This is a genomic window from Polynucleobacter sp. UB-Tiil-W10, from assembly GCF_018881605.1.
Lineage (GTDB): Bacteria > Pseudomonadota > Gammaproteobacteria > Burkholderiales > Burkholderiaceae > Polynucleobacter.
In genome coordinates, this window is record NZ_JACVPZ010000001.1 from 164,080 (window position 1) to 176,712 (window position 12,633).

Annotated in this window: 14 protein-coding genes; 4 read left to right on the top strand and 10 right to left on the bottom strand. The window is 43.3% G+C overall.

From position 1 onward, the window contains the following. The first annotated feature begins 1 nt into the window (after position 1). Positions 2-406, top strand: coding sequence for a diacylglycerol kinase (locus tag ICN33_RS00760; RefSeq protein WP_216193619.1), 405 nt, complete (start codon positions 2-4; stop codon positions 404-406). Positions 407-442: 36 nt separating this feature from the next. Further along, on the top strand, positions 443-1,366 hold the full coding sequence (locus ICN33_RS00765) for a GNAT family N-acyltransferase (RefSeq protein WP_216859627.1): 924 nt from the start codon (positions 443-445) through the stop codon (positions 1,364-1,366). Between the two features lie 71 nt (positions 1,367-1,437). Here the strand turns inward: ICN33_RS00765 and ICN33_RS00770 are convergent, their stop codons facing one another. The 7 genes from ICN33_RS00770 to ICN33_RS00800 form a co-directional block, all read right to left on the bottom strand. Further along, positions 1,438-2,919: a Ppx/GppA phosphatase family protein gene (locus ICN33_RS00770; protein ID WP_216196498.1), complete on the bottom strand. Its 1,482-nt coding sequence runs from the start codon at positions 2,917-2,919 to the stop codon at positions 1,438-1,440. 194 nt (positions 2,920-3,113) lie between these two features. Then, complete coding sequence (locus ICN33_RS10455) at positions 3,114-3,323, bottom strand: GDCCVxC domain-containing (seleno)protein (RefSeq protein WP_370623209.1); 210 nt, start codon at positions 3,321-3,323, stop codon at positions 3,114-3,116. Between the two features lie 54 nt (positions 3,324-3,377). After that, positions 3,378-4,094: an MgtC/SapB family protein gene (locus tag ICN33_RS00780; protein ID WP_216193620.1), complete on the bottom strand. Its 717-nt coding sequence runs from the start codon at positions 4,092-4,094 to the stop codon at positions 3,378-3,380. 11 nt (positions 4,095-4,105) lie between these two features. Beyond that, positions 4,106-5,851, bottom strand: coding sequence for an alkaline phosphatase (locus ICN33_RS00785; RefSeq protein WP_216193622.1), 1,746 nt, complete (start codon positions 5,849-5,851; stop codon positions 4,106-4,108). Between the two features lie 92 nt (positions 5,852-5,943). Then, positions 5,944-7,374, bottom strand: coding sequence for a DUF2252 domain-containing protein (locus ICN33_RS00790; protein WP_216193624.1), 1,431 nt, complete (start codon positions 7,372-7,374; stop codon positions 5,944-5,946). Between the two features lie 61 nt (positions 7,375-7,435). After that, positions 7,436-7,876: a tautomerase family protein gene (locus ICN33_RS00795; protein ID WP_216193626.1), complete on the bottom strand. Its 441-nt coding sequence runs from the start codon at positions 7,874-7,876 to the stop codon at positions 7,436-7,438. A gap of 23 nt (positions 7,877-7,899) precedes the next feature. Continuing rightward, a complete protein-coding gene (locus tag ICN33_RS00800) occupies positions 7,900-8,397 on the bottom strand; it encodes an arsenate reductase ArsC (RefSeq protein WP_216193628.1) in 498 nt (165 codons plus the stop codon). Between the two features lie 668 nt (positions 8,398-9,065). Between ICN33_RS00800 and ICN33_RS00805 the strand changes: the two genes are divergently transcribed. Beyond that, positions 9,066-9,542: an MgtC/SapB family protein gene (locus ICN33_RS00805; protein ID WP_216193629.1), complete on the top strand. Its 477-nt coding sequence runs from the start codon at positions 9,066-9,068 to the stop codon at positions 9,540-9,542. Positions 9,543-9,626: 84 nt separating this feature from the next. Next, on the top strand, positions 9,627-9,827 hold the full coding sequence (locus tag ICN33_RS00810) for a hypothetical protein (protein ID WP_216193631.1): 201 nt from the start codon (positions 9,627-9,629) through the stop codon (positions 9,825-9,827). Positions 9,828-9,830: 3 nt separating this feature from the next. Here the strand turns inward: ICN33_RS00810 and phoR are convergent, their stop codons facing one another. The 3 genes from phoR to phoU form a co-directional block, all read right to left on the bottom strand. Further along, positions 9,831-11,129, bottom strand: coding sequence for a phosphate regulon sensor histidine kinase PhoR (phoR, locus tag ICN33_RS00815; protein WP_216193633.1), 1,299 nt, complete (start codon positions 11,127-11,129; stop codon positions 9,831-9,833). Between the two features lie 65 nt (positions 11,130-11,194). After that, positions 11,195-11,908, bottom strand: a complete 714-nt coding sequence (gene phoB, locus ICN33_RS00820) for a phosphate regulon transcriptional regulator PhoB (protein ID WP_216193636.1) — start codon at positions 11,906-11,908, stop codon at positions 11,195-11,197. A 17-nt stretch (positions 11,909-11,925) separates the two neighbouring features. Beyond that, a complete protein-coding gene (gene phoU / locus ICN33_RS00825) occupies positions 11,926-12,630 on the bottom strand; it encodes a phosphate signaling complex protein PhoU (RefSeq protein ID WP_216193638.1) in 705 nt (234 codons plus the stop codon). Positions 12,631-12,633: the final 3 nt, after the last annotated feature.

A 12,633-nucleotide genomic window follows, 5' to 3' on the forward strand; every position in this document is an offset into this window, starting at 1 on the left:
AGTGAACTCTCCTTACCATATCAACCAGAACCCTCATAAGGGCAACCGAGGCCTCACCAGAGCATGGCATGCAGCCAAAAACTCTTGGTGTGGATTGGTTTATGCCTTTATGGAGGAAAGCGCCTTTAGGCAAGAGCTCACTTTATTTGCATTGCTAACACCAGTGGCCCTTGTATTACCTATAACGCTGTTAGAGAAAGCTTTATTGGTCTCTTCTTTGATTATGGTTCTGGTGATTGAACTCCTGAACTCCAGCGTAGAAGCAGCGATCGATCGCATCTCATTTGAACACCATGATCTTTCCAAGCGAGCAAAAGATTTTGGGAGTGCTGCAGTCATGCTTGCGCTATTTGTAGCGGCCCTACTTTGGGCTGCAGTCTGCATCCCGTTGATCCTCAAGGTCTAAACTTTTTTTGAATTTCATCACCATCCAAGGCTAACTATGTCTGATATCCCTAATCCAATCGGCTCATTTGAGATTTTCGCCCCTAAGAAAGTCAAGGCATTAAAAAGAAAGAAGCCGAGCGCATTTAAAAAACTCTCTAAAAAGTTAGCCAAAAAACTATTTGGAAAACCTTTTGTTGCCAAAACAAGAGCTGAATTAAGGGAAGTAGATCCTAGCCCAGCGATTCAGATTGATAAACCCAAAAGACCTGCTTTCCAAATTATTTGGGCCAGCACACCAGGCGAAGTTAAGGAAGCGCAAAGATTGCGTTACAAAGTGTTTGCCGAAGAAATGGGTGCAAATCTGCCAAGCAATGCCGAAGGCTTAGACGTAGATAAATTTGATTCCTATTGCGACCATTTATTGATTCGCGATCAAGATAGCCTGAAGGTAGTTGGCACTTACCGTGTACTGCCGCCTCATAAGGCGCAGGAAATCGGACGCCTCTATTCGGATTCTGAGTTTGACCTTTCCCGTATTGATCATCTGCGCCCAAAATTGGTTGAGTTAGGCAGATCTTGCGTTCACCAAGACTATCGCTCCGGCGCAGTCATCATGGCCCTATGGAGTGGCTTGGCTCAATATATGCAAAAGAACGGTTATGAAATCATGCTTGGTTGTGCAAGCATCCCAATGGCTGATGGAGGCCACTTTGCAGCGAGTCTTTACAATTCCCTAGGCAATGATCAAATGGCTCCAACAGAATTTCATGCATTCCCACGCCTTCCTTTGCCTCTAGATAGGCTAAATGGTGGATTAGATGTGCAGCCCCCACCTTTGATCAAAGGCTACCTGAAGCTTGGGGCAAAAATTTGTAGCGCCCCTGCTTGGGATCCAGACTTCAATACTGCTGATTTATTAACGATGTTGCGATTATCAGAAATCAACCCACGTTACGCAAAGCATTTCTTAAGTCTTTAATTCTCGAGCATTCATTCTCAAATAAAAAACCACTTCGTTTTGAAGTGGTTTTTTTTACTCTATGTTTGTATTTACTTAAAGCTAACTTGATAAGAGTGGCCAATTCTTTCCCACTCTGCAGCTTCTTTCATAAGGCTAAATTCTGTTAGCGGATGTTTGGCAACCCATTCTTTAGAAAGGCTAACCAGATAAGAACCACCATGCTCTGAAACCTTGACTTTGGGAAAGTTGACATCATTTCGACCACGGCAAAGTACTTGAGCAAGCCGCAAACAAAAGAGCATGCGCCAGTCTTCAAAACTATGATTATTGGCCAACTTACCAAGCTTGCCGGTATGCCCAATCAATAGGGCTGCAAGCCTTGCTTGATCATTCTTAGAAAAGCCGGGCATATCTGCATTGCCTGCTATGTATGCAGAATGTTTGTGATATCCATTGTGAGAAATCGATAAGCCGATTTCATGTAAATTGGCCGCCCACTGCAATAGAGCCACATTATCAGCCCTACTTTCTGTTTCAGGTTTAGGTAGCTGTTGTAAAAAATCAGCCGCTAATTTACCAACCCTATCAGCCTGCTCTCGATCGACAGAATAACGCTGCATGAATTGTTCGACAGTGACATAACGCATGTCATGGTGCTGTGAACGACCAAGCAAGTCATACAACACACCGCTACGCAATGCGGCATCTGTGACTTCCATCTCATGGATACCTAATTCATCGAAAGCTGCCAGCATAATCGCTAAGCCGCCCGGCCATACCATTCTTCTATCTTCTTTTAAACCGATTAGCTCTACCTGATTTACATGTTCGTACTTCAGTAAATGCTTTTTAAGATTCTTTAAGCCCTCGCGCGTTATCAGACCGCTGGCGCCATTGACACGGCCCATCGTCAAACCATCGGCAAGGCCATTAAAATTATTGCTACCAATCAGATCGGCCAATGCTCTGGCCGTTCCAGAGGAGCCAATCACTTGATTCCAGCCACTTTTTAGGTAGGCGCCTGAAATGACCTGAATTTCTCGTCTAGCCGCCAACTCGGCCTCTTTAAAAGCATGTGCGTCAATATTTCCTTTTGGGAAAAAACGCATGCTATGAGAGACGCAACCTATATAAAGACTTTCCATCAGCTTTGGCTCATAGCCTTTGCCAATAATGAATTCTGTCGAGCCACCACCAATATCAATCACCAGTCTGTTACCTTGAACTGCTGGCACTTCATGTGCAGCCCCGATATAGATGAGTCGAGCCTCCTCTACACCAGCAATCACTTCAATTGGAAATCCTAATGCCTCTTGTGCATCCTCAACAAATTGCTGAGCGTTTTTGGCAACTCGTAAGGTATTTGTCGCAACTGCTCGGACATTGGAAGGATCAAACCCCCTAATACGCTCGCCAAAACGCCGAATAGTAATCAAACCTCTTTGATAAGCTTCATTGCCTAGTAACTTGTTTTCAGTAAGGCCGGCAGCAAGGCGAACCGTCTCACGCAAGGTATCTATAGGGCGTAACTGAGTTCCCGAGGGTGTGTTTACTGCCTGAGCCACCAGCATCCGAAAACTATTGGAACCCAAATCAACTGCAGCGACAAGGTCTGCTGAATTAACTAAAGGATCTACGGGATTGGTGGCCAAAATATTCCCCAAAAATGGAATGCTGTTTCAATTGTGTCTATTTTATGTAAAAAGCGTGACACATTGATGAAATTAACAGCAAGCCTTTATGGCTGGGGTGCAAAGCCTAAGCGTTAGGCGGCTAAGTTTTGCTCTGAGCTTGAACAATCGCGGTCACCGAAGCTACATAATATGCAGCAATCACCAGATTTTGGCTTCAATATAGCGCTGCAGGAACGGCAACGATACAAATGTGGGGCACCTTCTTCGAAATTGATAATTTCAGAAACCTGGCAGTGTGGGCAGGTAACGGTAGATTGCAGATTGTTGATGGTCTTATTCACGATGCAATACTGAACGAAGATTATTTCAATATTGTGTCAAAGCGAAGGAATGCCTTAATCCGTCGTACTAGGACTCCAGAATGCTTGATTCACAAAATCTTGGTCCGCAATTTTTGCAATAAGCTTATCCATCTCGTCACCGTCTACAGCGGATGCTGTTAGCACGGCTTGAATTTCAACATCCTCGCTACCAAACTGATGCACCTCAATATCTTGGGTCTGATAACCCGCTTCTTCAAGCGTCGCAATAAATTGTTTTAAAGCATGCTTTTGAGCATGCTTTGGCGTGATGATATATACCGAATTCGTTACCTCAACTGAAACGGTATCAAGGGGTTGACGATTAATAAAAGTAACCACAGGGCGTAAAAGCGTATTGGCTGCCAGCACAAATAGAGTTGCCAACCCAGCCTCTAATATTAAATCTGCGCCAGCACAAGCCCCCACCGCTCCTGATGCCCATAAAGTTGCAGCTGTATTAATACCGCGAACATTACCCTCTTCTCGCATGATGACACCAGCACCTAAAAATCCAATGCCTGAAACGACATATGCCATTACGTGTACGGCACCATCATGACCTGTCAGACGATTTGCGGCATCCACAAAAATAGCCGCTCCAATTGCAACCAAAATGTTGGTTCGCAAGCCAGCAGTCCTTTGGCGGTATTGACGCTCCAAACCAATTAAGCCGCCAAAGAAAAAGGCTGCTGTCAGACTAATTGCGGTATCAGTCAACGATGCATAGTTGACATTATTAATAAATTCCATAGAGCTAGTAATTATTTTGAGCCAAGACCCAAGGACTCTACCATTACTTTAAATACCTCGGTGTTATCCATGAATCCTTTGAATTTTTCAGATCCTGGGCCCATGGCATTAAGAACAGCATCATCTGCTGTATGCACGCCAGACTCTTGATGGGACGGTAAATTGCCACCCACATGAATAGCATCCTCCTGGAGTTGGACATATTTTGGATTAGCAACATATTTACCGGAATCACCTTTAACGGCTGGAACAAATGTGCCATCAAGCTTAGGATGCATCGTCTCATAGTGATCAGGATAGTTCCCGTAAAAGAATGCAATGCGCTTAGAAACATCGATCTTATTTGGATACCCCTGAATATCTGCTTTAGGGTAATTTGGATAGCCAGCCTCTGCATAAATGCCTACTTTTTCACGCAAGGGGCCGGGCCTATCATCGTGCACAACTCCACTAATTGAGCCGCTATGTGTATGGTCAGGCGTAACGATGATCAAAGTATCAGGATGTGTTTTAGCAAAATCTTTAGCAATCTGCACAGCGTTACTTAGCATGATGGTGTCAAATGCAGCGCGCTCCCAGTCTAGAGGGTGATTAAACTTATCTATTAAAGCCGCCTCTACCATCAAGAAAAAGCCATTGGGGTTTCTGGATAAAACGTCTATAGCCGATTGCGTCATTTCCGTTAGGTCCGGCTGATTAGGGTATTGCTCAACCGTATTCTTTTTAAGGTATAGACGATCTAGAGAGCCATCCATATTGTCTGGATGAAAAACGCCGAATAATTTTTTTGTGGATTTGCTTTGAGAAGCAGCAAGTAACTCTTGCTTTGTAAAGGCTAATTGATAGCCTTCCGATTTAAAGCCTTCAACTAGATTCTTCTCGTCCTTGCGCTTAGAACCTTTGTCTGATTGAGGATAAAAATAAGCTGAACCTCCACCCAGAATCACCTCAGCACCACTGGCCTTAAGTTGATCAGCTATGTATTGCTTATCAGCCCTACGCCTTGTATGCGAAACCATGGCACCTGGAGTTGCATCCTCCAACTCGGCATCGGAAACGATGCCAACTGCCATTTTGGTATTACGCTTAATAAGCTCTGTAATGGTTTCTACTTTAGGGTGCGAGAAATTGTCGTTAGCCCTCGATACATAGACTCCCATTGCATTTACGGCCGTCTTATGCCCTGTTGTGTAGGCGCTCATCGAGTTTGCAGAATCCGTGATCAGAGAATCGGACCCCGATGTACCAATCATTGCTGTACTTGGCATGTCATCAAAAGCTAAGCGGCCCTGATACTTTCCCTCCTGAATGCCCTTAGAGAGAACCCTGGCGGTAGTTCGATTGGCAATCGTCATACCATCGCCAATAAATAGAATCACGTTTTTTACCCGGCGAGGACCAGTTGCGTAGACATCCCAATTGACTTGCAAGCGCTCTTGAGGTGTACGAGCGACTATTTGGTATTTACCGGACTTAGATAGCTGAACATCTCTAAACAAAATTGAGCTACCTTTGCCATTTTCAGTTGAAATAAACTCTGGTTTAGCGCTAATAATTTTATTAATTGGCGCACCGTTAAGATCGACTGATACCTGTTCAGGGTTGATAACAGCATTAAATTCAATCTTGATATCGAACTTGGAACTTGCCAAAATAGAAGCTTGATCGATTGGATATACTGCTGCAGCCGTCACCATGCCAGAAAAGCTAGCGAAAATAATCAGCAGTGTAGCCCTCAGATGGATTGATGTATTCATAGAAAAATAGCGCGTGAGATAGGTCAATCTAGACTATCGTCTACTCAAGTGACATTTTGATGACGATCTTAGAGAGCCTTGCTTAAGTGAAATTACGTCTTTGCAACCTTAAGTCTTCCACTCTTAACGGCCTTGCGAAATAAATCAAAATCGCGTTCATTCTGTTTTGCATAGGATCTGGCAAATAAGTACATTGCCTCACCAAACTCTTTTTCTTGACCGCAATACCCAGCAATCATGGCCGCATCCCCAGAACGAGAATGGCCAAGAGCGAGAGCCCAGCCAAACAATTTGGAATAGTCTGCAAAATTCTTTACAGAAACTCCACCTGGCCCAATTGGTATGCCCCCCTTCATATCGCGTAATTGACGAAGATAGAACCCCTGACTTTTATCAATATCGAATTGCATGGAGCCATAATTCAAAAAGATATCTGGAGCCCCTTGGAGCAATCTCTGACCAGCCACCACGCGTTGACCCATATCTCTATAAATAGACTCGCCCAAATAAGGACTTAATACAGATTTTTGAGCTTCTTTATATTGCAAGAATAAGGGATCATTTTCACTATCTCCCTCAAAATAAAGAACCATGCAATTAGTGCCCACACTTCCAACGCCAACAACCTTGCGTGCAAAATCTTTCAAAACATAGCGCTCAAACAAAATTTTTCGATCAGCAAGTAAAGTGCTCGAATAATTTAGCAAGGCCTTGTCAATTAGAGAGCTAAGAGGATGCCCAAAAGCACTCTTTTTGAAGTGCTCAATTAATGGGGGTTTGTTGATAATCTTTCTATCTTTTCCAACAAGGGTGGTAAGTTTTTGCAATACCTGTACATTTCCCTGCCCTTTGGTCTGCTTTAAATACATCTCAATTTGCTTTTGATGCTCTTTAGAAAAGTGCTTACGAATATCTGCATCACTAATGAATTCTTGTGCCAAATCCAAGTAAGGCATTTTGGCATATTGAGTTATCCGCTTTTGATACTCTGAACAAATGCGAAATACTATTTTTTTGCTTAGCGCTTTATCACCGCCGTTACTTTCACAAGCAATAACTGCGCTTGCAACAAGGCGCTTTAAATCCCATTCCCAACTACCAGGAAGAGTTTCATCAAAGTCGTTAATACCAAATACCAAGCGATGCTCAGCCGTTCCAAATAAACCAAAATTGGATACATGCATGTCACCACAGAGCTGCACAGTGATATTGGTTGTCGGTTGATTCGCTAAATCCTGCGCCATGATGGCGGCACCACCGCGATAAAAAGCAAACGGAGACTGCAACATTCGCTCGTAACGGATTGGAATCAAAGACTCAATACGATCTTTAGCTTGAGTTTCCAATATTGATATTGGATCGATTCGGTTCTTGGGTGGTGTATAGATCCCCTGAGCAGAAAGGCTCACTTCCTTACGCAAAGCCCTGCCGTCGGCCATCCGCTTTTGAATGCTAGGGCGCGGGTTTTTGAAAGACTCTACAGATCTAAGTACGGCAAATTGTGGTTTCTTTTGGGAAGACATGGGCAGCCTTGTCAATAAACTTACCCACCCATATTAATGCCATCGCAAAATTCTGGTTCGTTTATGAGTTGAGATAATTCAGCTTCTTTTGAATGCTTGCTGGCAGCGTCGAAAACCACACTCTATCGTCACCCACAGCGGGCAATATCTGGCCATACTCAATCATTTGACCAGGGGTAATTTCGTCAATGTAGGCCCAAATTTGGTGCCCCGCTAATTTACTGGCGCTTTGTATTGCAATTTCAAGTTCAACGAGCAATTGTTTCTTTATCTGCTCCCCTCTACCGAGGCGAATTTGTCCATTCAAAAAGATGTGTGGCTCGTCTAGAAGGACGCCACCGATAAAACAATCGTGTATATCTAAATTTTTAAATATGACTTGGGCAAAATAGGCTTCTGCGCCAGTGACGTCGGCATGAATTTTGGTAATCGCTTTAGCGAGTTCAAATTTTTGATGGGTTGTCAGCGATAAACCAGCGTAATAAACACTATAAGTTGCCATAATCAACCTCGTTCGGAATAGTTTTACTGAGATCGATGATGAATGGAATGCAACTCATCTTTGATCTGCAAATGGTCCAACTTATCAATCGGAAGGTCTATTAATAATTCAATTCGGTTACGTAAACCCATTTCAACTTTTCGAAAAGCGTCCCACATATCCTGCTCGCTGCCAGATTCAGCTGCCGGATCTGCAAACCCCCAGTGGGCAGTTGCAGGGTGACCCGGCCAATAAGGGCACTCTTCACCAGCCGCAGAATCACAAACGGTGATGATGAAATCCATATGCGGTGCATCATTCCTGCCAAACTCATCCCAAGCCTTGCTTCTCAGTAGTTCTAGCGGATAACCCATCTCCCTTGCAAGCTTCAAAGCAATGGGATGAACATATGCTTTTGGCTTTGATCCCGCCGAATACCCTATAAAACGTCCATGACTGAGGGTAGTTGCAAGCGCCTCACCAAGAATAGAGCGGGCTGAGTTACCTGTACACAAAAAGAGAATGTTATATGGGCGTGTCATTTGCAGTGAATGGAAATTTTAGGTTCAAATGATTTCGTCAAGACGTAAGGAGTACCTTCTATCGACCAGAAATTGATTTATTTTTGAATCATTAAAATGGGAAATTCCAACTTTATGTTCCTTAGACTCAAACTTGGTCTTGTCCTGCACTTCATTTCTAAATACTTCGGATAAATATTTGTTGAAATTTGGATTCATAAAGACCCCCTTCAATTAAATGATATGTAGCGACATCCTAGGATGTTTATATTTCAGTTTTATTAAGACTTGAGAAAAGAAAACCCAGCGCGAGCTGGGTTTAAAGGAAGAACGTTACAGATTTATCTTGGCCAGAAATACTCTGACTTTTGCACAATAGCAGGACTTTATTACAGACAAATGACCAAGCAATAAAGTCAATCAACTGCCAAGGCGATGGGAGGTATAGCGATTCGCATAAGCTAAGCGTGCTTCATACCAGGCTTGCCAAATAGCTAATAAATAGTTTTTCATATAAATCCTTATGGTGAAAGATTAATCAAGATATTTTTATTTTGTAAAAATATCACCGAAACAACGATCTTATTATTTAGTGTTGAAATGACAAGAAGAAGACGTTTTTATGACCGATTGAAGTGGCTGGGATACACTATTCGATACATAAACGCTTATCCAGCAAGGAAGTTCAAATGCTTAATTGGGATCTTTACAGCACAATTGCCATCAGGCTGACTTTAGCTCTATTGGTTGGAGCAGTTCTTGGTCTAAATCGTTGGTTACACCATAAATCTGCTGGTATTCGTACCCACTCTTTAGTAGCCATAGGGTCAGCAACAGCCGTCATGCTCATTAGCGATTTCGTCCAAGATGATGCTCAGTCAGTCAGTCGCGTTCTTCAGGGGCTGATTACCGGTCTTGGCTTCTTAGGTGCTGGAGTTATTATTCGCGAGCAACGTTCGCGGCGTGTCCATGGCCTGACTACTGCCGCCAGCTTATGGGTTTGCGCCCTTATCGGGGCCGCTTTTGGAGCTGGTCAATTTGCACTTGGAGGATTAGCTTTGGGGGCAATTTTGCTCACCCTATTACTTGGCGGTCCATTAGAAAACTTGGTTGCGCAGCTTAATGGGGTCAAAAGAGGATCTGAAATTTCAGATGACCCAGACTAAAAAACCCATTAAAACACTCAAAAATGTGTATTTGTCATATTACTTTGTTAGGATGTGCCATCCAAACAATGACAAATATATGCCATGAGTGATTATCGCTACGAAGATGCCGTAAAACAACTGCAAGAAACTGGTGCCATTGGGCTGGTGGACCTCAAAAGTCTCCCGCATGATGATCTTGTAGAGCTGTTCGAGGAAATCAAAGTTTGGTGTTTATACGCCAGCGGAAAAACGGATAAGCTTCCCAAAGAATCAAAGAAAAAGAAAAAGAAAAAGAAGGACTAGGGCTTAAGGAGTCAAGCGCTCCTTAGGAAATCGTAGTTTGAAGACGCTACCCTTTCCCGGCGTACTTTCAATTTCCAGCTGAGCTTGGTGACGGCTAGCAATATGCTTCACGATAGCCAATCCTAAACCCGTTCCCCCAGTGTCACGAGAGCGACTTCGGTCTACACGATAAAAACGCTCTGTCAGTCTAGATAAGTGCTCTGATGCAATGCCTGGGCCGGTATCTGTTACAGAAAATTCCCCGAGCCCCTGTAGATTAACGCCCCATTTAACACTGATTGCACCCGACTCTGGTGTGTAGCGAATCGCATTTGACACTAAATTACTAAATGCAGAAAGTATCTCTCGCTCATCACCCAGTATATTTTTTGCGCTATCAACTGTAAAACTAAAACTATGCTTTCCTTGAGACAAAGCTTCTGCATCATTCCTGAGTAATGCCATCAAAGTTTCAATATTCACACTATTTGTAGCAGCCGGTAATGAGTTAGCCTCCAAATTGGCTAATGTCAGGAGATCCTCCACTAGGCTTTTCATTCGCTGAGCTTGCGACATCATCATTTCAAAATATTGATCGCGCTGACTTTTTTCAAGATCTAATGATTGGACCGTCTCTAGAAACCCCATCAATACAGTAATTGGGGTCCTCATTTCATGAGAAACGTTGGCAACGAAGTCACGTCGCATTGCATCAGCTTTGTGTAAATCGGTCACATTTTGCACTAACAATAAATGACGTTGGTTGCCAAACGGAAATGCTTGCAACATTAAGCTAAGACTACCATTTGGACCCATTCGCTCTAGCAACAAAGGTTCATCAAAATTACGCTTAATTAAATATTGTATAAACTCCGGACGGCGTATAAGAAAATTAATCCGCTGCATCACATCACGCTTGAAGTTCAAACCAAAAAAACGTTCTGCGATGGCATTGCACCATTCAATCTGATCGCTTTCATCAAGCATTACGATGGCGTTGGGTGATGCTTGAAAAGCTTCAATAAAATGCTCGTGTTGCTGCTCAATAACCCTCATCTTTTGCTTCAAGGTTTTGACTAAACGCTGCAATCTAAAGATTACCTCTTCCCATAAGCCGCTAGGTAGCGGCATATTCTCTACACCATCTGATTGAATATACTTTCCTAAACGAGCAAGATTGATGTAGGAATAAACTAGTGGGATTGATAGTAGCGCAACACTAGTGAAGATAGCCCATTCGTCACCCCAGTTGTATAGGACGACAAAAGAAACAATTAAAACAAAACAGGTAAAGACAAAAAGGCGCGTAAGAGCAGAGATCATGGTGCAATCTTAGACCATCTCTAGACCGCAGTTGAAATGGCTTAAAAAAACCCTAAAAATAGGCCTTAGGTTTCGGTTGGCATTTTAGTAATGCGGTAACCACTACCTCTAACTGTTTCAATAAAACGATCACAGTCTACAGGGCTTAAAGCAGCTCTCAAGCGCTTGATATGAACGTCTACCGTACGCTCTTCGATGTAAACCTCATTCCCCCACACTTTATCCAGAAGATTTGTACGCGAATGCACGCGCTCTGGATTAGCCATGAAGAATTGGAGCAGCCTATATTCCGTAGGACCTAAGGAAATTGGCTTTGGGTCAGAATTAGGCCAAATCGCCAATACTCTATGAGAGCTGGGGTCTAGCTTTAATGGCCCCACTGTAAGGGGTCCAGTATCTTCAATCGGAGTTTGTCTTCGCAGCAGAGCTCGGACTCTAGCGATCAGCTCCTTAGGTGAAAAAGGCTTGGTGACATAATCATCCGCACCAGAATCCAACCCCAAAACCTTGTCTGCCTCCTCGCTTTTAGCAGTGAGCATCAGAATTGGTAGGCCCCTAGTCTGTTCATTTGCCCTTAATTCTTTAGCAAACTGAACACCAGACTTGCCTGGAAGCATCCAATCCAAAATGACAAGATTTGGTAGGCGCTCTTTCATCATGCTTTGAGCAATGTCGGCCTGCATAGCCTTTTCAACCTCATAACCAGCATGGGTCAAATTCACTGCAATTAGCTCTGCAATCGATGGCTCATCTTCGACTACCAGTATGCGCTGAGTCATATTTGGGCTTGAGTAAATTACTTGGTGGCTTCTCGTAGCAAATCAGCGTGTGGAATATGGCGAACATCAGAGCCTTTTGCAATATAGATCACAAATTCCGCAATATTTTTCGCATGATCGCCGATACGTTCAATAGCCTTAGCTATCGTTAGCATGTCTAGACCAGTGCTGATTGTATGGGGATCTTCAGACATATAAGTAATTAACTTACGCACAAAGCCTCTAAATTCCTCATCAATCTGACGATCTTCAGCAACCACCTCTGCAGCAGCTACAGTATCAAGTCTTGCAAATGCATCCAAACTACGGCGCAATAAAGTAATTGCCATCTGTCCTGATAGACGAATTTCCGCAACGTTAATATTGTGTGGTGAGCCTGACTCAATTAAGCGTTTAGTGCGCTTAGCAACACGCTCCGCTTCATCACCAGCTCGCTCCAAATTCGTAATCGCCTTAGATACAGCCATTACCAAACGAAGATCGCGGGCCGTAGGTTGACGGCGAGCAATTAGTTCCGTGCAAGCTAAATCAATCTGAATTTCAAGATCATTAACTAGCTTTTCGTTTTCAATAACGATATTGCAAGTATCAATATCCATTTGCGTAAACGCACGCATAGCTGTAGCAATTTGCGACTCAACTAACCCGCCCATTTCAAGTAATCGGCTTGATAGTGAGTTTAGATCAGCATCAAATTGTGATGATAGGTGTTTATCTGGCATTTA

Bases quoted from the DNA above. Each gene is read 5' to 3' on its own strand.
- ICN33_RS00785 (WP_216193622.1), bottom strand. From the start codon at position 5,851: ATGAATACATCAATCCATCTGAGGGCTACACTGCTGATTATTTTCGCT.
- ICN33_RS00800 (WP_216193628.1), bottom strand. From the start codon at position 8,397: ATGACACGCCCATATAACATTCTCTTTTTGTGTACAGGTAACTCAGCC.
- ICN33_RS00770 (WP_216196498.1), bottom strand. From the start codon at position 2,919: ATGCTGGTGGCTCAGGCAGTAAACACACCCTCGGGAACTCAGTTACGC.
- ICN33_RS00795 (WP_216193626.1), bottom strand. From the start codon at position 7,876: ATGGCAACTTATAGTGTTTATTACGCTGGTTTATCGCTGACAACCCAT.
- phoB (WP_216193636.1), bottom strand. From the start codon at position 11,908: ATGACTCAGCGCATACTGGTAGTCGAAGATGAGCCATCGATTGCAGAG.
- phoU (WP_216193638.1), bottom strand. From the start codon at position 12,630: ATGCCAGATAAACACCTATCATCACAATTTGATGCTGATCTAAACTCA.
- ICN33_RS00765 (WP_216859627.1), top strand. From the start codon at position 443: ATGTCTGATATCCCTAATCCAATCGGCTCATTTGAGATTTTCGCCCCT.
- ICN33_RS00810 (WP_216193631.1), top strand. From the start codon at position 9,627: ATGAGTGATTATCGCTACGAAGATGCCGTAAAACAACTGCAAGAAACT.
- ICN33_RS00790 (WP_216193624.1), bottom strand. From the start codon at position 7,374: ATGTCTTCCCAAAAGAAACCACAATTTGCCGTACTTAGATCTGTAGAG.
- phoR (WP_216193633.1), bottom strand. From the start codon at position 11,129: ATGATCTCTGCTCTTACGCGCCTTTTTGTCTTTACCTGTTTTGTTTTA.
- ICN33_RS00805 (WP_216193629.1), top strand. From the start codon at position 9,066: ATGCTTAATTGGGATCTTTACAGCACAATTGCCATCAGGCTGACTTTA.
- ICN33_RS00780 (WP_216193620.1), bottom strand. From the start codon at position 4,094: ATGGAATTTATTAATAATGTCAACTATGCATCGTTGACTGATACCGCA.